Raw genomic sequence first — 18,710 nt, forward strand, 5'->3', positions numbered from 1 at the left:
CTCGGGGTTCCATGAAGGCGCGCGGCACCCGCATCCGCCCCCGCGCGCCTTAGGCTGCGGCATGCGAATCGTGATCGTGGGCGGCGTGGCGGCCGGGATGAGCGCGGCCAGTCGGGCCCGCCGCTTCAACCCGGACGCCAGCATCGTGGTATTCGAACGGGGAGACCAGATCAGTTACGGCGCGTGCGGCCTGCCGTACGTGATCGGCGGTGAGGTCGAGTCCTTCGAGCGGCTGATCGCGCGCACGCCCGAGCAGATGCGCGCGCGGGGCATCGGCGTGCGCCTGCACCACGACGTGACCGGCGTGGACTCAGGGGCCGCGACCGTCACCGTGACCGACCGCGCCACCGGACAGTCCTGCACGGAGCCGTACGACCGGCTGCTCATCGCGACCGGAGTCTCCCCTATCCGGCCCGACTGGGCGGTCACGCCCCTGGGCGGCGTGCACGTCCTGCGGGACATCCCGGACGGCGAGGCGCTGGACGCCAGCGTGAGGGGTGCGAAACGGGCCTGCATCGTGGGCGGCGGGTACATCGGACTGGAACTGGCCGAGGCGCTGCGGTCACGCGGGCTGAGCGTCGTGCTTCTGGAGAAGGGGTCGGAGGTCGCGGGGCGCATGCTGGACCCCGAACATCAGCGCCGCGTGCGCGCCGAACTGGAACGCAATGGTGTGGACGTCCGCTGCGGCGTGACCGTGCAGGGCCTGACTGGGAAGGGCCGCGTGAGTGGCGTGCAGACCGACCAGGGCCTCGTGCGGGCCGATCTGGTCGTCGTGGCGGTCGGCGTGAAACCGAACGTGGGACTGGCGAAGGCGGCAGGCGTACGGCTGGGAAAAACCGGCGCGGTCGCCGTGAACGCCCGGCAGGAAACCAGCGTGAGCGGCATCTACTCGGCAGGGGACAACACCGAGAGCGTGCACCGCGTCACGCGCCGCCGCGTGCACATCCCCCTGGGCCTCACCGCGAACCGCATGGGCCGCATCGCCGGGGTGAACATGGCGGGCGGCGACGCGCGCTTCCCCGGCGTGGTCGGCACCGGGATCTTCAAGGCCTTCGACCTGGGCGTGGCCCGCACCGGCCTCACGCAGACCGACGCCGAGGCCCTGGGCCTGAACGCCGTCAGCGTGGACGTCAGCAGCACCGACCACGCCGGGTACCACCGCACCAGCCGCCCCATCCACGTCCGCCTGACCGCCGAGAAGGGATCAGGCCGCCTGCTGGGCGCGCAGCTGATCGGCGAGAACCACCTCAGCGTCAAACGGGTGGACGTCGTTGCGGCCCTGCTGGGCGAGCGGGCCACCGCGCAGGACCTCTTCGACGCCGACCTCGCGTACGCCCCACCCTTCAGCAGCGTGTGGGACGTGCTGCTGGTCGCCGCGGACCGCCTGCACAAACTGGTGTGATCATGGCGCGGCCCGCCTCCACCGGGAAGCGGGCCGTGAGCTCTGTCCGGTTTACGCCCGGACGAGGTACGCGCTGTCGATGACGTCCAGTGCGCGGACCTGATCGAGTTGCTCGGCGGTCAGGGCGTCGTCGAGGGTCAGGGTGAACAGCGCCTGTCCGCCCTTCTCGGCGCGGCCCAGGGCCATCCCGGCGATGTTCACGCCCCAGCTGCCGAGCAGGGTGCTGAGTTTGGCGACCGCGCCGGGTTTGTCCTGGTTGCTGGCGATCAAGATGAACCCCTCGGGTTCGAGTTCCACCCGGAAGTCGCGCAGGCGGGTCAGGCGGGGGTTGCGGCCGAACACGGTGCCGCCGACGGTGCGGGTGCGTTCCTTCTCGCCCTTCGCGCCGCCCGTGACCTTCACGATGACCTCGGTCTGGTAGTCGGGGCTGTCCCCCTCCTCGCGGATGGCGAGGTTCACGCCGCGTTCCCTGGCCAGGGCGCGGGCGTTGATCATGTTGGGCGTCTCGTCGGTGCTGCCCGACAGGTAGCCGACCAGCACGCTCGTGACGACTGGGGCGGGGTCGGCGGGGAACTCGCCGCGGAAGGTGACTTCCACGTCGTGCGCGCCGGGCAGCAGCTGCGCGAGGACGCGGCCCAGCTTCTCCCCGAGTTTCAGGTACCCGCCGAGCGCCTCCATGGTCTTGGCGTCCAGCGCGGGGGCGTTCACGGCGCCCTTGCTGACGTCGCCGTGCAGCGCGTCGAGGACGCGGGAGACGATCTCCGCGCCGACGCGTTCCTGTGCCTCGAAGGTGTTCGCGCCCAGGTGCGCGGTGATGCCCAGGTTCGGGGCGCCCAGGAAGATGTGGTTGGGCGCGGGGGGTTCGTCCACGAACACGTCCACCCCGGCGGCGAACAGGTGACCGCTGTGCAGGGCGTCCACGAGGGCCTGCTCGTCGATGATGCCGCCACGCGCGGCGTTCACGGCGATGGCGCCCTTCTTCAGGCGGGCGAGCTGCTCGGCGCCGATCATGCCGCTCGTCTCGTCGGTCAGGGGGGTGTGCACCGTGATGGCGTCCACCTGCGCGAGCAGCTCGTCCAGCGTGGCGGCGCGGGTGACGCCCAGCCGCTCGAATTTGCTGTCCGGCACGTACGGGTCGAATGCGACGACGTTCATGCGCAGGCCCTGCGCGCGGTCCGCGACGATGCTGCCGATGCGCCCCAGGCCGACGATGCCCAGGGTCTTGTCCTTGAGTTCCAGGCCCAGGTACTTGCGGTCCCACTGCCCGGCGCGGGTCTTGCTGTCGCTGCGGGTCAGGCCGCGCGCGGCGGCCATCAGGTGCATGACGGCCAGTTCCGCCGCCGAGACATTGTTGCTTTCCGGGGCGTTCAGCACCAACAGGCCGCGCAGGCTGGCGTAGTCGAGGTCGATGTTGTCCACGCCGACGCCCCCGCGCCCGATGACCTTCAGGCGGGGTCCGGCGGCGTCAATCAGTTCCCGGTCCACCTTGGTACGGCTGCGGGTGATCAGCGCGTCGTAGTCCGGCAGGCGGCGCAGCGTCTCGGCGCGGTCCATGTTGCCCTGGTAGTCGATCTGAAAGCCGTCGTGGTTCAGGTCGCCGGGGTTCATCTCGTCGCAGATCAGGACGCGCAGCGGCGCGGCGGCGGTCTGGTCGGCCTGGGTGGGGGCGGTGGCGGTCATGCCCCGAGGGTACGCGCCGGGGCCGGGCGCGGCGCTGAATTGGCTAGGGGGAGGTTGCGGGTTTCTTGGGATGACGGGGGCGGCAGTGGACAATTTTTTTTAGGGCCGCCTAAGATGCGCTTCGATGAGCCTGCCTCCACCCGAACCCCCCAGCGCCGGCAGCCTGGACGACCGCATGACCCGCCGCGCCGAGGCCGTCCTCTCCCGCCAATCCGAGAAACGCGGTCTGGCCCGCATCCTGCCGTTCCTCGGCCCGGCCGTAATCGCGTCCATCGCGTACATGGACCCCGGCAACTTCGCCACGAACATCCAGGGCGGCGCGCAGTTCGGGTACGCGCTGCTGTGGGTGATCCTCGCGGCGAACCTGATGGCGATGCTGATCCAGAACCTGAGCGCGAAACTGGGCATCGCCACCGGGAAGAACCTGCCGGAGACCATCCGGGAACGCTGGCCGCGCCCGGTCGTGTGGCTGTACTGGGTGCAGGCGGAGATCGTCGCCATGGCGACCGACCTCGCGGAGTTTCTGGGTGCGGCGGTCGCCATTCAGCTGCTGACCGGCCTGCCGCTGATCTGGGGGGCGAGCATCACGGCCGTCCTGACCTTCTGGCTGCTGACCATCCAGCGCCGGGGCTTCCGCCCGCTGGAACTGGTCATCGGGGGGTTCGTGTCCATCATCGGGGTGGCGTACCTGACGCAGTTCGTGCTGGCCCACCCCGCCCTGGCCGAGCTGGGGCGCGGGTTCATTCCCAGTTTTCAGGGTGTGGACAGCGTGTACCTCGCCGTGGGGATCATCGGCGCGACGGTCATGCCGCACGTCATCTACCTGCACTCCGCGCTGACGCAGGGCCGAGTGCCGACCCGCAACGACGACGAGAAACTGCGCCTGAGCCGACTGAACCGCGTGGACGTGATCGCCTCGATGGGCGTGGCGGGCCTGATCAACATGAGCATGCTGGCCGTCGCCGCCGCCACCTTCTACGGCAAGGGTGTTGAGAACGCCGGGGACCTGGAAACCGCGTACCGCACGCTGACGCCCCTGCTGGGACCGGCGGCCGCGACTGCGTTCGCCATCGCGCTGCTCGCCAGCGGCCTGAGCAGCAGCGCGGTGGGCACCATGGCCGGGCAGGTGATCATGCAGGGCTTCGTGAACTTCAGCATTCCGCTGTGGCTGCGGCGCACGATCACGATGCTCCCGGCATTCATCGTGATCCTGCTGGGCCTGAACCCCACGGACGTGCTGGTGCTGTCGCAGGTGATCCTGTCGTTCGGGGTGCCGTTCGCGCTCGTGCCGCTGCTGCTGTTCACCGCGCGGCGCGACGTGATGGGCGTCCTGACCAGCAGGCCCCTCGTGACCGGGCTGGGCTGGCTGTTCGCGAGCATCATCATCGGCCTGAACGTGTACCTGCTGTGGGGAGCGTTCACGAACTGAGTGCGGTCGGCAGGAGCGTTGATCAAGACCCTCGACCTCCCCGGAGAGACCGCAGCGAGGGCTCAGGTCAGGACCGGATGATCGGGTGGACACCTGTCGCGTGAAGGGGGCCGTCTGCAAGACTCCGGGAAGAGTCGGGCCGGTAGAGTAGGCCATGTGTCCAGAACTTTCTGAACGGGGCCGCCGGTCATGGCGCGCCTGAGTCAGCAGGTGGCCCCCTCGGGCCACACGGTGCTCGTCGTGGACGACGACGCCGAACTGAGGGCCACCGTCAGCCGCCTCCTCCAGAACTGCGGACACACCACCCTGTCCGCCGAGGGCGGCGAGGAAGCGCTGGCGCTCGTGGCCGCGAACGACATTCACCTGATCCTCCTCGACTACTTCATGCCGGGCATGAACGGCGAGGACGTGGTGCGGGAACTGCGGCAGCGCGGTCACAGCACGCAGGTGGTGCTGCAGACCGGGTACGCGTCCGAACAGCCGCCCCGCACCTTGCTGCGCGACCTGGACATCCAGGGCTACCACGACAAGTCCGAAGGGCCCGACAAGCTGCTCGTGTGGGTGGACGCGGCCCTGAAAGCGCACCGGCACGTGCGGGCCATCAGCGCCTCCCGCGACGGCCTGAACTACATCCTGCAGGCGGCCCCGCAGCTGCACCGGATCCAGTCGCTGGACGGCCTGCTGCGCGGCATCCTGCTTCAGCTGCAGGGCATTCTGGGCTTCTCGGGCGCCTGCGTGGCCGTCAGCGAGGACGCCCTGACCGACGGCGCGAACGGCTTCGTGGCGGTCCCCCACCCCCAAGCGCAACCGTTCGACGTGCGGGTCGCCACCGGCCGCTTCGAGGGGCAGGCGTGGCACAACCTGAACGGGACCGAGCAGTCCACGGTCCTGCACGCGGCCACCAGCGGACGCGCCTGCCACACGCCCTACATCGCCCTGCCGCTGAATGTCGGGGACCGGAACGTGGGCGTGGTGCTCGTGGACAGCGCGTCGCGCGACCAGCAGCTCGACCTGACGCTGCTGGAGGTGTTCGCCGCGCAGGCGGCCGTGGCCATTCAGAACGTCCAGCTGTTCGAACTGGCCACCACGGATGAACTCACGGGCCTGATGAACCGCCGGGCGTGGCTGTCGCGGCTGGACGAGGCGCTGCACCTCGGCGCGCGGCACGGGCATCCCACGAGCGTCGTGCTGATCGACGTGGATCACTTCAAGCGGGTGAACGACACGTACGGGCACCTGGCGGGGGACGCGGTGCTGCGGGCGCTGGGCGCGCTGCTGCGGGAGCAGTTGCGCCTGACCGACGTGGCCGCCCGCTACGGCGGTGAGGAACTGGCCGTCCTACTGCCCCACACGGACGCGGCGGGTGCCTTCCGCCTGGCGGACCGGCTGCGGCAGCACATGATGGACCTGAGGGTCCCCTGGGCGGACGGCGCGGTGAACGTCACGGCCAGCATGGGCGTCACGACCGACCCTGGGGGGAACAGCGGCCCGACGCCGCAGGACATGCTGGCCCGAGCGGACGAGGCGCTGTACCGCGCGAAATCCGGGGGGCGCAACCGCGTGGTGGACCTGCCGGTCCGGGCGGACGGATGAAGGCGGCCGAGGACGCGGCGCTCGGGCGGCTGGCCGCGCTGATGCAGGGCGCGGTGTGGCAGGCGGACCCGGCCACGCACCGCACGACGTTCATCTCCGAGCGCCTGTCGGACATCGTGGGGTTCACGCCCGAGCAGTGGACGGCCGAACCCGCGTTCTGGGAGTCGCGGCTGCATCCGGAGGACCGGACGTGGGTGCAGGAGGCCCTGGAGGGCGGCATCCGGCAGGGCGAACCGTTCACGCTGGAGTACCGGCTATTCGACACCGCCGGTCAGGTCGTGTGGGTGCGGGACCTGATCACGCCGGTGTACGACGGGACGCAGCTCACGGCGCTGGGCGGGATGATGCTGGACATCACCAGCGAGCGGGACAACGAGACGGCGCTGCGCACGGCCCTCGATCAGTTCGCGCGGCTGTTCAACGGCAGTCCGGTCGGTCTGGCCGTGATCGCCGCCGACTCGGGGCGGGTGCAGCGCAGCAACAACGCCTTCCGGGCGGTGGCGGGCCTGCGCACCTCGCTGCGGCCCGGCGCGCCCGGCACGGACACCCTGTGGGCGGACCCGGAGGCCGCCGCGCAGTTCTGGGCGGCCCTGCAGGCCGGGCCGGTGCAGGAGTGGCCGGCGCAGTGGCTGGACAGTGGGCGTGAGGTGCGCGAGGTGACGCTCAGCGCCGACCGCCTGAACGACGAGGGCGACACCGCGTTCGTCATGATGCGCGACGTGACCTCGCAGGTGCAGGCCCGGCGGGATTCGGAGGCCAGTGAGCGCCGCTTCCGGGCCCTGGTGCAGCACAGTTCCGATCTGATCACGGTCCTGCACCCCAGTGGCACGATCCTGTATGCCAGTCCGGCGGTGGAGGCGGTGCTGGGGTACGACAGCGAGGAAGCGGTGGGCCGCAACGCGCTGGATCACCTGCACCCGGACGACCACGAGGCGATCCAGCGAGAATTCGGGCGCGCCGTGTTCGGCGGGTCCGGCGCGACGGCGCGCATGACCAGCCGATTCATCTGCTGCAACGGCGAGTTCCGGCACCTGGAGTGGGTGGCCACCAATCAGCTGGACGACCCGTCCATTCAGGGCATCGTCATGAATTCCCGTGACGTGACCGAGCGGGTGCACGCCGACCAGGAACGCCTGGAGACCCAGCAGACCTTCGAGACGCTGTTCTCAGCGTCCCCGGAGGCGATCCTGCTCGTGGAGTTCGCGGGCGCGATGGAGATCGTCGAGTGCAACGACGTGGCGGCCGCCATGCGCGGGTACCAGCGGGACGAACTGATCGGACAGAGCACGTACCGGTCCATGCCGAACGGCGCGGCGCTGCTGGCCGACGCGAAGGCGAACGACGCGTTCCGCGAGCGGGTGCGGGCAGCCGGGCGGCTGCAGTTCGAGGCCGAACACCTGCACCGCGACGGTCACGTGTACCCCGTGGAGATCAATCTGGCCCTGGTGACCATCCGGGGGCGGGAAATGATGCTGTGCGTCGAGCGGGACATCTCCGAGCGGCGGGCGGCGGCGGAGGCGCTGGAGGCCAGTCAGGCGCGGCTGGTCGCCAGTGAGAAACTGGCGGGCCTGGGACGCCTGACGGCCGGACTGGCGCACGAGATCAACACGCCCCTGGCGGCCACCATGACCGAACTGCACGACGCGGCGCGGCTCGTGCAGGAGTACCGGGATTCGGTCGGGCACGCACAGGTCACGGACGCCGACCACCTGGAGATCGCGGCAGAACTGAACCGCGCGGTGGAGGCCGCGCAGCGGAACCTGACCCGGATCGGGGATTTCATCCGCAAGATCCGCGGGCACACGCGCGACACCATCACGGAGCGCGTGGCGTTCGACGCGGTGAAACACACGGAAAACACCCTGTCCATGCTGGCGCACGAGGCGCGAGCCGCGAAGGTCGACCTGCTGCTGGAACAGCCGCGTCTGCCGGTGCGGCTGCACGGGGAACCGGGGCGACTGACGCAGATCGTGACGAATCTGGTCGTGAACGCCCTTCACGCGTGCGCGCCGGGCTCGACCGTGACGGTCAGTTTCGAGGCGCTGGACGACGGCAGCGCCGTGATGCGGGTGCAGGACACCGGCAGCGGCATTCCCGAGGACGTCCTGCCGCGCATCTTCGAACCGATGTTCACCACCAAGCCCGTCGGGCAGGGCACCGGGCTGGGCCTGTCGATCATTCATGACATCATCACCGGTCATTTCGGCGGGGAAATTCAGGTGCAGACGTCCGGCGCGGGAACCTGCTTCACGGTGACCTTTCCGGCCCGTCCGCCCGGGGCGGCCCCAGCCCTGGAGACCGCCGCCACGACCTGACCGGGGGTGGCCGTCACCGGGGCCAACCCCGCGTCCCAGGGTTCGACTTCCCCCCGCGGTCCTGTTCAGGTGCCCACTCTGCTGCGCGGCTCTGCGAGTTCGCTCGCTTCAGAGGGATGGAGGTTGTCTCTCAACCCCCATCACTTGTCCTGCCCGCGCTGGTGGTGCCGACCTGCAGCGTGCGGGGCGGCCGCCCCGTGAAGGACGGCCGCCCCGGCAGGTGGGTTCAGCGGGGGTACATGGCGTTGATGGTGCTCTTGTCGGTCGTGGAGAACCCGTTGCGCTGACCCATGCGGTTCAGGTCGATGCTGCTGTTCAGCGGCTGGATGGCGATCTTCCCGTCGAAGAACGCGGGGTAGTGCATGATCGAGTCGAAGTCGTACGCGCCGTACCCGGCGCTGCCGCTGCGGATCTGGTACTGGCTCTGCCAGTCGGCGGGGATGTTCGCCCAGATGATCGTCACGGACTTGTCGCGGTCGGGGCGGGTCTGCTCGTGGAACAGGCCCATGGCGTGCCCGAACTCGTGAATGATCGAGCCGGTCGTGCAGCGGTCGGCCAGGGTGATGGTCTGCTTGCCGCCCACCATGCCCAGGCTGGACGCGCAGCTGGTGCCGGTGTTGTACGTGATCTCCACGTAGTTGCGCTGCGTGGTGCTGGTGCGGGGGGTCACGACGACGTTCGTGGTCGAGCGGATCGCGGAGGCGGCGGCCGCCACGCGGTCACGGATCGCCTGGGGGACGTTCGCGGCGAAGGTGTACGGAATGGTCCGGCCCGTCCAGCGGTACCGGGTATCCACGACGTACGTGCCCTCCTTGCCGACCTTGGCGCTGCTGAGGTCCGCGAGGATGATGTCGTCCTCGAGCATCAGGTAGCCGTCCTGCTTGAAGCCCATGACCTGCTGCTCGGTACCGTCGGGCATGATCAGGGTCGCGGGGGCCTTCTCGGGGGTCACGCGGGCGTCGGGGGTGGAGGACGGGCTGCAGGCAGCGAGGATGACGGACAGGACGATCAGGGACGATGCGACGCGCATGGGTGAAACCTCCGTTGTGTGGTGTGCTCACGGAGACTAATGAAGATCAGATGAAAAGTAAAGGGCTTCGTCACCCCGCCGCGTCAACTTGTGCGGGCGCGCAGCCAGTCGAGGATCACCTGCCGCACCTCCTCGCGCGGTTCGTCGTTCAGGAGTTCGTGGTAGCCGCCCTCGACGGTGTGCAGCGTCTTGTCGGTGGACGTGATCGTATCGTGGAAGCGCTGGCTGCCGCGCGGATCGGTGATCCTGTCGGCGGTGCCGTGCAGGGTCAGGGTGGGCAGCGTCCAGCGGGCGTACTCGGGCCACAGGCGCCCGCTGAGGCCCAGCATGGTCGCGCCGGTCAGGGCCGGGACGTTCCCGTGGTACATGACCGGGTCGGCCTCGTACGCAGCGACCTCGTCGGGCAGGCGCGACAGGCCGCCGGTGCCCAGGTCACTGGTCTTCAGGCCCGGCGCGACCCGCGCAACCAGTGGCGCCAGCCGCTTGAGCCAGGCCGGCTCCTTCTCCCCCACCAGCAGCGCCGGGCTGGAGAGGATCACGCCGGTCAGGCCGCGCGGGTCGCGGGCCGCGCTGGCCGCCGTGACCAGTCCGCCCATGGAGTGTCCCAGCGCGAACACCGGCAGCGTCTGCGCCCGCAGGGCCTCGCGGGCCTTCAGGTGATCCTCGACGAGCACGTTCATGTCCGCGACCGCCTGCCGCCCCGGCGATTTCCCGTGGCTGCGCTGATCGAAGGCGTACACGTTGATCCCGGCGTCCACCAGCGTGGGGATCAGTCGGTGGTACCGCTCGACGTAACGCCCCGCGTACTCCCCGAACCCGTGCGAGAGCAGCAGCGCCGCCTTCGGGCTGGCCGCCCGCCACAGATATCCCTCGACCGGCGCGCCCGGTACCGTCCACGCTTCGTTTTGCATGAACTGAGTCTAACGGGGGTGATGGGTGATGGGTGATGGGCAACAGCGTGCGCGCGACCCGACCGCCCCCGTCAAGCCCCCCACATCCCACACCCCACTGCCTACTCCAGAAAGTCGTCCACCAGCGCGCGGTACCACCCCGTCTCCTCCAGCGCGGGGAAGTGCCCGCTGTGCGCGAGGACCTCCTGCCGGGCGTGGGGGATCAGGGCGGCGATCTCCGCTCCGGCGGGGGGTGGGTTGAGGGGGTCATGCGCGCCGCTGAGGATCAGGGTGGGGGCGGTGACGCGCGGCAGGCCGGGGCGGAAGTCGAAGCGTTCCAGGGCGCGGCGGGCGGCGTCGGCCTGTTCCGGTGTCTGGGCCAGTCCGGTCGCGTGGTCGTCGGCGGTGCGGCGGGCGACCTCGTCCCGGATGGCCTGCGGGGTGCCGGGGGCGAACATGCGATCCAGCAGGAACGCCTGGACCTCCTGCGGGGTCAGGCCACGCATTTCTTCCTCGTGCTGCGCCATCAGGATGGCGGTGCCGCTGGTCTGTCCGCTGGCCTTCGGGACGACCAGGATCAGCCGCGAGACGCGATCCGGGTGCGTGGTGGCGAGGGCCTGCGCGACGTAGCTGCCCATGCTGGTGCCCATCACGTCTGCCTGCGGGACGCCCAGGGCGTCCATGACGGTCAGCACGTCGCTGACGTGGTCGGCCAGCGTGTAGCTCGCGGGGCGGCCCGAGCGGCCGTGCCCGCGGCTGTCGAGGGCGATCACGCGCCGCGTTCCGGCGAGGTGGTGCAGGTCGGCGTCCAGCCAGCCGCCGTGGCTGCCCAGCCCGTGCAGGAGGATCAGGGGGTGCCCATCGCCCGCCTGCTGCACGAACAGGGGGGTGCCGTCGGCGGCGGGGATGATCACGGGGCGTCCGGGGTGGGGAGGGTGCCCGCCACGGCGGCCAGCGCGTAGGCGTACTCCTCGGCGATCTCGTTGAGGTACTCGTAGCGGCTGCTGGACCCCCCGTGCCCGGCGCCCATGATGGTCTTCAGGACGACCGTGCCGCTGCCGGGCTGCGCGAGGTCGCGCACACGGGCAGCGAACTTGGCGGGTTCCCAGTACGCGACGCGCGGGTCGTTCAGGCCGGTGCTGATGAACAAGTGCGGGTAGCGAGCGGCCTTCAGGTTGTCGTAGGGGCTGTACGCGGCCATCACGGCGTACTGCTCTTCGTGGTTGGGGTTGCCCCACTCGTCGTACTCGTTCGTGGTCAGCGGGATGCTGTCGTCGAGCATGGTGCTCAGCACGTCCACGAACGGCACGCCGGGGAACACGGCGGTCCACAGGTCGGGGCGCAGGTTCAGCGCCGCGCCTATCAGCAGGCCGCCCGCGCTGCGGCCCATGGCGACCAGTTCGCGCGCGGTGCCGTCCGCCTTCAGGGCCTCCCCGGCGGCGACGAAGTCGGTGAAGGTGTTCATCTTGTGCGCCAGTCGCCCGGCGTCGTACCAGCGGCGGCCCAGTTCGGACCCGCCCCGGACGTGCGCGATGGCGTACATCCAGCCCCGGTCCACCAGCGGCAGGCGCGCGATGGAGAACGCGGGGTCCATGCTGAAGCCGTAACTGCCGTAGCCATACAGCAGCGTCGGCGCGGGCAGCGCCGTGTCCCGGCGGCGCAGCAGGCTCACGGGGACGCGCTCGCCGTCGGGCGCGGTGATCCAAGTCTGCTCACTGACGTACATGCTGGCATCGTAGTTCGGGACTGGCGTGGCCTTCACGAGCGTGGTGTCCAGACTGTCCAGATTGAGGTCCAGGTGTTCTACAGGCCGGGTGAGGCTGGTGAACACGATCCGCGCGCTGCCCGTGTCGAAGACGTGGTTCGCGCCGATGCGGACGGTGACGCTGTCCTCGGGGAACTCGACGCGGCGGGCCGGACCGTACCCGCCGGGCGTGCGGGCCAGCACCCACAGGCGCGTGAAGCCCCCCTCTCGCCCGGACAGCAGCAGGTGATGGCGGAAGAGGAGCAGGCCGGTCAGGTGGCGCGCCGGGTCGTACGGGAGGACATCCTGCGCGTCGGCCCAGTCCAGCGTGCCCGCGCGTTTCGGGAAGCGCACGAGTTTGAATTCCTCGGCCCCGCCGTGGTTCGTGAGGGCCAGCCAGTGATCCCCGGCGTCGGTCAGGACCGGGGCCTCGGTGCCGCGTTCACGCGCGAGGAGCAGCGTGGGCTGCGCGCCCTCCTGCGCGGTGTCCAGCACCCACCACTCCTGCGCCATGTTGCTCTGGCTGACCAGCCGCAGCGTGCCGCCGTCCTCGGTCGTCAGGGCGGCCACGCGGAAGGTCGCGTCCGGTTCGTGCAGCAGCCGCTCGTCCTGCGCCTGGGGCTGCCCCAGCATGTGCCGCCAGATGCTGTCCGGGCGCTGCGTGGCGTCGTCGGTCGCGTAGTACAGCGCGGTGCCCGACGCGTTCCAGTCCAGCACCCAGCCGCTCAGGCCGGTCAACGGGGCCTCGGCCAGTTCGCCGCTGGCGGTGTCCAGCACGCGCAGCTGGAAGACCTCCTGCCCGGTCGTGTCGAGCAGGTACGCCCACAGCCGCCCGTCCGGGCTGGGCACCGCGCGGTACACCCACACGTTCTCCAGGCCCTCGCGGACCTTCAGGGCGTTCAGGTCCAGCAGCGTCTCCTCCGGGCCGCCCGCCAGGGGACGGCGCATGATGATCGCGTGCGCCTGCCCCTCCAGGGTCCGCTGGAAGTACGCGTACGCGCCGCGCACGACCTCCGGCTGGTCGTCCTGCTCCTGCACGTGCGACAGCAGCTCGCGGTAGATCGCCGCCTGCGTGTCCCGCAGCGGGGCCATCACGGCGTCCAGGTGCGCGTTCTCGGCGTTCAGGTACGCCAGTACCTCGGGGTCGGCCCTGCCCTGGGTTTTCAGCCAGTGGTAGTCGTCGGGACGCTGAATGCCGTGAATATCGTGCAGGACGCCCTTGCGGGCAGCGCGAGGTGCAGAGGTCATACCCCGGAGCATACCCGGCAGATCCGGGTGGCCGCGCCGCAGGTGCCGGACCTGACCGTAGGCCGGTCGGACGGGACGCCCTGGTCCCGCTCAGGCCGGGTCAGCAGCGCAGTGCCTTAACCTTCAGCGCAGCGCCTTGACGAGTTGCCGTTCGACGAGTTGCGCGGCGATCGGGCCGCGGATGCGGCGGAACAGGTGGTAGTCGAAGAAGTACACCTGCCCGGCCTGACTGGCGCGCAGGCGGCTGGTGATCGCCCCGGCAGTCCACTCGGCGCGGGCGCGGGTGGGCGTGCTGGTCCCGGCGGCCAGGACGATCACGGCATCCGGGTTCAGGGCCGCGAGCCCCTCCACGCTGACCACGGCGTCCTTCTTCTGGCCGTCGATGACGTTCAGGCCCACGTCGCGCAGCAGGCCGCCGGTCCAGTCGTCGCTGCCGCTGATCGTGAAGGTGTTGCGGGCGTCGCCTCCGGCCGTCCAGACGACCAGCACGCGCTTTCTGCCGAACGCGGTCAGCTGCGCACGGGTGGCCTGCACACCCTTGTTGTAGGTGGTCAGCGCGGCGCGGTAGGCAGCGTCGCGGTTCAGGGCGCGGGCCAGGGTGGGTAGCGTCTTCTGCCACGCGTTCCGGTCGATGCCGTCCATCAGCAGCGTGGGCGCGATGCGGCTGAGCTGCGGGTACACGTTCGCGGCGTACGTCTCGCCGACGATCAGGTCCGGGCGCAGGGACGTCAGGATCTCGAGGTTCGGGTTGAAGCGGTCGCCGACGTTCACGGGCGCGCTGGTCACGCGGCTGCCCAGGTACTTGATGTCGCGGATGGGCGAACCGAACGCCGGGGTTTTCAGGAACGTGGAGGCCTCGCCGTAGCCGACGGGCTGCACGCCGATGGACAGCAGCAGGTCCAGCGCGTGCGGGCCGAGGGCCACGACCCGCAGCGGCTGCCGGGGGATGGTGGTCGTTCCGGCGGCGTGCGTGACGGTCTGGGGATACGTGGCGGCGCTGGCGGTCAGGGCGGCGCTGACCAGGACAGCGGTGAGGGTCAGGAGGGTGGTTCGTTTGGGCATGGGGGTCCTTGTGCGCCGGGGTCCGTGGGGACGGCCGCGCTGATGTGGGGATTGTGCCAGACTTAAATCCGAGTTGCAAGGTCAGGATTCTCCGTGGGGGTGACCCAACCATGAAGTTCCGCTCAACCGCACCTGTGCCGACCCCACCGCCCGACCGCGCAGACTGGGCCGTATGGCAGACATCGCACGCAAGGCAATGGCCCACTGGGAAGGCGACCTCAAACACGGCAAGGGCACCGTCAGCACCGAGAGCGGCGTTCTGGACGGCGCGCAGTACTCGTTCGGCACCCGCTTCGAGAACGGCAAGGGCACCAACCCCGAAGAACTCCTCGCCAGCGCGCACGCCGGATGCTTCACCATGCAGCTCAGCGCGCTGCTCGCCAACCACGGCCACACGGTCGAGTCCCTGGATACGCAGGCCACCTGCGAGATGGTCAAGGACGGCGCGGGCTTCAAGGTCAGCGCCATGAAACTCGTCGTGCGCGGCAAGGTCACGGGCAGCGATCAGGCCGACTTCGAGGAGCACGTGAAGCAGGCCGCCGACATGTGCCCCATGAGCCGCGTCATGCAGGGCAACGTCGAGATCACCCACGAAGCCATCCTCGAATAAGGTGTCCGTTCCTGCGGCGCCCAGACCACGGGGGTCGGGGCGCCGTTGTCATGGCGGCTGGCCAATGGACGCATGTGCGCGGGCGCGCCACGTGGCAGGCTGGCGCGCATGAGTCACCTGTACTACCTGGTCGGGGCGCCCGGCAGCGGCAAACGCACGGTCGGGAAGGCACTGTCGGCGCTGACGGGCGCGGCGCTGCTGGACAATCACCTGACGAACGACCCGGTGTTCCTGGCGGCTGGGGTGTCGGGACACGAGCCGGTCAGTGATGACGTGTGGGCGCTGTGTTTCGAGGTGAGGCGTGCGGTGAGGGCGGCGACCCTGCACGCGCCCCCGACGCTGGCACACATCTTCACGAACTATCTGACCGCGGAGGACCGGGAGTGGGCGAACGTGGCGCGCCTGCGGGAACTGGCGGCGGAGCGGGGTGTACCGTTCGTCCCGGTGTGGCTTGAATGTCCGCTGCCGGAACTGGAGCGGCGGATGGGACTCCCGGAGCGGCGCGAGCGCCTGAAGTTGCGTGACCCGGCGCAGCTGCGGGAATTGCTCGACCGGGCCGGGACGCTCCCGCCCCCGGCGGACGCGCTGGTGCTGGACACGTCGCACCTGGACCCGCTGGAGGCCGCGCGGCGGATCGTGGCGTTCGCCGGAGCAGTCAGCGAAGGGGACCTGCCGTGACCGCGAGGACCGGTAGCCGCAGCGTGATCGTCTGCAGTCGCCACCTGAATGTCCAGCGGCGGGGGCGGTCGTGCTGGGCGGCGCGGGCGCGGTGCGCGTCCTGCGCTTCCTGAATGAGCTGTGCCTGGCGGTCAAGGGCGTGCTGGTGGGGTTCGTGGAACATGGTGGAACCTCGCGTTGGGGTATGAGGGGGTGTCCCGCCGTCCGCGGGGGCGGTCGGGGGTGGCGTGGGCGGCCTGGTGTGGACGGGGTGGGGTCAGTTCAGGTGCAGCTGGCCTCTGAAGTTCATGAGGACGAAGGTGCTCGTGCGGCTCACGTCGGTCTCCTCGGTTTCCAGGCGGTCGAGGATGGCGTTCAGGGCGTCCTGCGCGGCGCGGTACTGCTGAGGGCTGAGCTGCACGCTGCGCAGGCGCATGGCGGGCGCGAACGCGCCGGGGTTGGTGCGGGGGTCGGGCCCGCCGCGGCCCAGGTGGATGGTGAGATCGTCCCCGGTGTCGGGGTACCCCTGGCGGGTCTGCCAGTCGAGAATGGCGTGGGCGTAGGTGGTGGTGATCTCGCGCATGGCCGGGCCGATGATGGTCAGGGGGTCGTCGAGCGGGACCAGGGCGCGTGGGATGTGGAAGGTGTGGGCGGCGGCGATGTACTTCACGCGTTTGCCGTGGTGTCCGGCGACGCGCAGCAGACCGCATTCGAGAAGTTTGCGGACGTGGTACGTGACGCGGTTGGCGGGTTCGTTCAGGGCGTGGGCGGCGCCGCTGGCGGTGGCGGGCGTCAGGAATTGTTCGAGGAGGCGGGCGCCGTACGTGAAGTCCATCAGGGCCTCGGCCTGGGCGGGCGTGACGACCGGCATCGTGTCGTGGGGTGCTTGGTGGTCGGTGGTCATATCGGCATTGTGCGGCGGCCGAATTTCAGTTGAAAGTCGATGTTCTGAAATTCTGCCGGGCAAAGGCGAGCTGGGGGGCCGCCTCCGACGCAGTGGGGTCGGCTTGCCAGTTCAACGTGAGGTCAGCTACAATAGAATTATGTCTGTAACATATCTGGAATATTCAGATCCGAACGGAGCCGAGCACAAGTTCTACGAGGTGACCGTGGACGGCGCCGACCTGACGGTCCGGTACGGCCGCATCGGCACCGACGGCCAGACCCAGCGCAAGACCCTCCCCAGCCCCGAGAAGGCCCAGGCGGAGGCGGACAAGAAACTCAGGGAGAAGCGCCGCAAGGGCTACGAGGACGCCGTGCAGGGCGTCCGGCAGAAACGCGAGGTCGTGCGCCGCACCTTCACCGAGACCCGCACCACCACCCGCCGGGGCGCGCCGCTGCTGTGGAAGTTCGACACGAACTCCACCGCGTTCGGCATCTTCGCGGACGACCAGCAGATCTGGGTGGGCAACGAGGCCGGGCAGGTCCACGCCCTGAGCCCCGACGGCGAGGTGCACCGCTCCTTCACCCTCCCCGACGGCGTGAAATGCCTCGTGCGCGACGACCGCTGGACCTTCGCAGGCTGCGACGACGGGAACGTGTACGACCTGAGCGGCAAGCTGCCCTTCGTGGCGTACGAGGTCGAGGGCAGCGCCGCGCTGCTGTGGCTGGACATTCACGCCGGCACCCTGGCTGCCAGCGACGCCAGCGGCAACGTGTTCGCCTTCGACGCCGAGAGCGACCAGCAGTGGGCGAACGTCAGCACCGGCGGCAGCATGGGCTGGATGGTCCGCGTGGACGACCGCGGCGTGTACTACGGCCACTCGGCGGGCGTGGGCATGTACGACCGCACCAGCGGCCTCCCGCTGTGGCAGGCGAAGACACGGGGCGGCGTGCTGTTCGGCTGGCAGGACGGCGACGACCTGTACGCGGGCACCACCCAGAACCTCATCCAGCGCTTCACGAAGGCAGGCGAGCACGTGCAGGACTACGCCTGCGACGCCGCCGTGCTGTCCTGCGCCACCAGTCCCGGCGGGGAGTACGTGTTCGCCGGGGACAGCGGCAGCGCCGTGTACTGCTTCACGCGTACCGGCGAACGCCTCTGGAAGCTGGGCAGCGGCGTGGGCGGGGCGCTCAGCATGCAGTACGCCGCCGGGCGCCTGTACCTCGTGACCACACGCGGCACCCTGGCCGCCCTGGACGCCAGCGCGGAGGCCATCCAGGCCGCGCAGCGCGGCGAGGCGCCCGCCCCGAGGGACGTGAAACTCGCCGCTGCCGCGCACTCCAGCGCACCGCTGGCCGATCTGGCCGTCACCGCCGACACGGGCGGCGGCGTACGCCTCGTGTGCGAACGGGACGGCACGCGCCTGCGCGTCCGGCCCACCGACCCGCGTTTCCACGCGTGGAACGTGCAGTTCCCCCGCAACCTCCGCGTGGACGGCGCCACGTACCTCGTGGACGACCTGCTGGACGCCGGAGGCTTCTACCGCGTGGTGGGTGACATCCGCCGCGTCGGCTGACAGCAGAATCCAGAGGGATTGAAGGGCTTCTTCAACACCTCTGAATCGAGCGGACTCGAAGAGCTGCGCCGCAGAGCGAGCACCTGAGAAGGACAGCGGTTGGACGTGGAGCCCTGGGGCGTGCCCTTGGCCCCTGGGTGGAACTGGAAACCGCTGTGAGCACCTGAGGCGTCGCCGGGAGAGGGCGCGACCGACTGACGGTCGCGCCCTCTCCCCTGTTCCGCATGGCCCGGAGGCGCCGTGGGACACCGTCGTTGCTTCGGGCCTCTGCGGTCAGTACAGGTGGAAGTCGTTCAGGCCGGTCGCCTCGCTCTGCTGCGTCTGAACGTCGTGAATGCGGGCGTGGGGCGGGCCGCGCCGCAGCCAGTGCAGGAGGCGGGCCAGGTCGTCCTGGTGGCCCTCGGCGACGATCTCGACTCGGCCGTCGCTGAGGTTCTCGGCGTACCCGGCGAGGCCGAGGTCGCGGGCGTGCCGCTGCACGTAGCGTCGGTAGCCGACGCCCTGCACGGTCCCGGTGATGAGGGCAGTCAGGCGCATGGGCCGCATGGTAGCGGCTTTCCCGCGCGGGAAGCGTGGCATTCTGACGGTTGC

Annotated in this window: 16 protein-coding genes; 7 read left to right on the forward strand and 9 right to left on the reverse strand. The window is 70.0% G+C overall.

Going from position 1 to position 18,710, the window contains the following annotated elements; translation table 11 throughout:
* Window positions 1–61: 61 nt before the first annotated feature.
* Entirely contained in the window at window positions 62–1,402 is a 1,341-nt protein-coding gene (locus IEY69_RS05910) for an FAD-dependent oxidoreductase (protein ID WP_189072148.1), read from the forward strand.
* Window positions 1,403–1,453: 51 nt separating this feature from the next.
* Here the strand turns inward: IEY69_RS05910 and serA are convergent, their stop codons facing one another.
* On the reverse strand, window positions 1,454–3,082 hold the full coding sequence (serA, locus tag IEY69_RS05915) for a phosphoglycerate dehydrogenase (protein WP_189072149.1): 1,629 nt from the start codon (window positions 3,080–3,082) through the stop codon (window positions 1,454–1,456).
* Window positions 3,083–3,206: 124 nt separating this feature from the next.
* Here serA and IEY69_RS05920 point away from each other — a divergent pair, with 124 nt between their 5' ends.
* The 3 genes from IEY69_RS05920 (at window position 3,207) to IEY69_RS05930 (ending at window position 8,419) form a co-directional block, all read left to right on the forward strand.
* Window positions 3,207–4,511, forward strand: a complete 1,305-nt coding sequence (locus IEY69_RS05920; protein WP_444542396.1) for an Nramp family divalent metal transporter — start codon at window positions 3,207–3,209, stop codon at window positions 4,509–4,511.
* 189 nt (window positions 4,512–4,700) lie between these two features.
* A complete protein-coding gene (locus IEY69_RS05925; protein WP_189072150.1) occupies window positions 4,701–6,104 on the forward strand; it encodes a diguanylate cyclase in 1,404 nt (467 codons plus the stop codon).
* On the forward strand, window positions 6,101–8,419 hold the full coding sequence (locus IEY69_RS05930; RefSeq protein ID WP_189072151.1) for a PAS domain S-box protein: 2,319 nt from the start codon (window positions 6,101–6,103) through the stop codon (window positions 8,417–8,419). Before IEY69_RS05925 ends, IEY69_RS05930 begins: the two co-directional genes overlap by 4 nt.
* A gap of 226 nt (window positions 8,420–8,645) precedes the next feature.
* On the opposite strand, the gene IEY69_RS05935 is transcribed toward IEY69_RS05930, so the two are convergent.
* The 5 genes from IEY69_RS05935 to IEY69_RS05955 form a co-directional block, all read right to left on the reverse strand.
* The gene (locus IEY69_RS05935) at window positions 8,646–9,449 is read right to left on the reverse strand and encodes a M12 family metallopeptidase (protein WP_189072152.1); all 804 of its coding nucleotides are present in this window, start codon (window positions 9,447–9,449) and stop codon (window positions 8,646–8,648) included.
* Window positions 9,450–9,532: 83 nt separating this feature from the next.
* On the reverse strand, window positions 9,533–10,360 hold the full coding sequence (locus IEY69_RS05940) for an alpha/beta hydrolase (RefSeq protein ID WP_189072153.1): 828 nt from the start codon (window positions 10,358–10,360) through the stop codon (window positions 9,533–9,535).
* Between the two features lie 101 nt (window positions 10,361–10,461).
* A complete protein-coding gene (locus IEY69_RS05945) occupies window positions 10,462–11,253 on the reverse strand; it encodes an alpha/beta fold hydrolase (protein ID WP_229783662.1) in 792 nt (263 codons plus the stop codon).
* The gene (locus IEY69_RS05950) at window positions 11,250–13,331 is read right to left on the reverse strand and encodes a S9 family peptidase (RefSeq protein ID WP_189072154.1); all 2,082 of its coding nucleotides are present in this window, start codon (window positions 13,329–13,331) and stop codon (window positions 11,250–11,252) included. The genes IEY69_RS05945 and IEY69_RS05950 overlap by 4 nt, the downstream gene beginning before the upstream one ends.
* 123 nt (window positions 13,332–13,454) lie before the next feature.
* Window positions 13,455–14,393, reverse strand: a complete 939-nt coding sequence (locus IEY69_RS05955) for an ABC transporter substrate-binding protein (RefSeq protein ID WP_189072155.1) — start codon at window positions 14,391–14,393, stop codon at window positions 13,455–13,457.
* Window positions 14,394–14,565: 172 nt separating this feature from the next.
* Between IEY69_RS05955 and IEY69_RS05960 the strand changes: the two genes are divergently transcribed.
* Both IEY69_RS05960 and IEY69_RS05965 read left to right on the forward strand, forming a co-directional pair.
* Window positions 14,566–15,003 carry an OsmC family protein gene (locus IEY69_RS05960; protein WP_046842788.1) on the forward strand — a complete coding sequence of 146 codons (438 nt, stop codon included), beginning with the start codon at window positions 14,566–14,568 and terminating at the stop codon, window positions 15,001–15,003.
* A 108-nt stretch (window positions 15,004–15,111) separates the two neighbouring features.
* Window positions 15,112–15,681 carry a P-loop nucleotide/nucleoside kinase family protein gene (locus tag IEY69_RS05965; RefSeq protein ID WP_189072156.1) on the forward strand — a complete coding sequence of 190 codons (570 nt, stop codon included), beginning with the start codon at window positions 15,112–15,114 and terminating at the stop codon, window positions 15,679–15,681.
* On the opposite strand, the gene IEY69_RS05970 is transcribed toward IEY69_RS05965, so the two are convergent.
* Window positions 15,659–15,844 carry a hypothetical protein gene (locus IEY69_RS05970; RefSeq protein ID WP_189072157.1) on the reverse strand — a complete coding sequence of 62 codons (186 nt, stop codon included), beginning with the start codon at window positions 15,842–15,844 and terminating at the stop codon, window positions 15,659–15,661. The two genes, IEY69_RS05965 and IEY69_RS05970, sit on opposite strands and share 23 nt — an antisense overlap.
* A 93-nt stretch (window positions 15,845–15,937) precedes the next feature.
* Complete coding sequence (locus tag IEY69_RS05975) at window positions 15,938–16,564, reverse strand: helix-turn-helix domain-containing protein (protein WP_189072158.1); 627 nt, start codon at window positions 16,562–16,564, stop codon at window positions 15,938–15,940.
* Between the two features lie 139 nt (window positions 16,565–16,703).
* On the opposite strand from IEY69_RS05975, the gene IEY69_RS05980 reads away from it, so the two are divergent.
* Window positions 16,704–18,119: a WGR domain-containing protein gene (locus IEY69_RS05980; protein ID WP_189072159.1), complete on the forward strand. Its 1,416-nt coding sequence runs from the start codon at window positions 16,704–16,706 to the stop codon at window positions 18,117–18,119.
* Between the two features lie 273 nt (window positions 18,120–18,392).
* On the opposite strand, the gene IEY69_RS05985 is transcribed toward IEY69_RS05980, so the two are convergent.
* Window positions 18,393–18,656: an acylphosphatase gene (locus IEY69_RS05985; RefSeq protein ID WP_189072160.1), complete on the reverse strand. Its 264-nt coding sequence runs from the start codon at window positions 18,654–18,656 to the stop codon at window positions 18,393–18,395.
* Window positions 18,657–18,710: the final 54 nt, after the last annotated feature.

Source organism: Deinococcus sedimenti (assembly GCF_014648135.1).
GTDB classification, from domain to species: Bacteria; Deinococcota; Deinococci; order Deinococcales; family Deinococcaceae; genus Deinococcus; species Deinococcus sedimenti.

Excerpts from the sequence above, each read along its gene's own strand:
- serA (WP_189072149.1), bottom strand. The coding sequence starts at position 3,082 with ATGACCGCCACCGCCCCCACCCAGGCCGACCAGACCGCCGCCGCGCCG.
- IEY69_RS05970 (WP_189072157.1), bottom strand. The coding sequence starts at position 15,844 with ATGTTCCACGAACCCCACCAGCACGCCCTTGACCGCCAGGCACAGCTC.
- IEY69_RS05980 (WP_189072159.1), top strand. The coding sequence starts at position 16,704 with ATGTCTGTAACATATCTGGAATATTCAGATCCGAACGGAGCCGAGCAC.
- IEY69_RS05965 (WP_189072156.1), top strand. The coding sequence starts at position 15,112 with ATGAGTCACCTGTACTACCTGGTCGGGGCGCCCGGCAGCGGCAAACGC.
- IEY69_RS05975 (WP_189072158.1), bottom strand. The coding sequence starts at position 16,564 with ATGACCACCGACCACCAAGCACCCCACGACACGATGCCGGTCGTCACG.
- IEY69_RS05925 (WP_189072150.1), top strand. The coding sequence starts at position 4,701 with ATGGCGCGCCTGAGTCAGCAGGTGGCCCCCTCGGGCCACACGGTGCTC.
- IEY69_RS05930 (WP_189072151.1), top strand. The coding sequence starts at position 6,101 with ATGAAGGCGGCCGAGGACGCGGCGCTCGGGCGGCTGGCCGCGCTGATG.
- IEY69_RS05920 (WP_444542396.1), top strand. The coding sequence starts at position 3,207 with ATGAGCCTGCCTCCACCCGAACCCCCCAGCGCCGGCAGCCTGGACGAC.
- IEY69_RS05960 (WP_046842788.1), top strand. The coding sequence starts at position 14,566 with ATGGCAGACATCGCACGCAAGGCAATGGCCCACTGGGAAGGCGACCTC.
- IEY69_RS05935 (WP_189072152.1), bottom strand. The coding sequence starts at position 9,449 with ATGCGCGTCGCATCGTCCCTGATCGTCCTGTCCGTCATCCTCGCTGCC.
- IEY69_RS05910 (WP_189072148.1), top strand. The coding sequence starts at position 62 with ATGCGAATCGTGATCGTGGGCGGCGTGGCGGCCGGGATGAGCGCGGCC.
- IEY69_RS05950 (WP_189072154.1), bottom strand. The coding sequence starts at position 13,331 with ATGACCTCTGCACCTCGCGCTGCCCGCAAGGGCGTCCTGCACGATATT.
- IEY69_RS05940 (WP_189072153.1), bottom strand. The coding sequence starts at position 10,360 with ATGCAAAACGAAGCGTGGACGGTACCGGGCGCGCCGGTCGAGGGATAT.
- IEY69_RS05955 (WP_189072155.1), bottom strand. The coding sequence starts at position 14,393 with ATGCCCAAACGAACCACCCTCCTGACCCTCACCGCTGTCCTGGTCAGC.
- IEY69_RS05985 (WP_189072160.1), bottom strand. The coding sequence starts at position 18,656 with ATGCGCCTGACTGCCCTCATCACCGGGACCGTGCAGGGCGTCGGCTAC.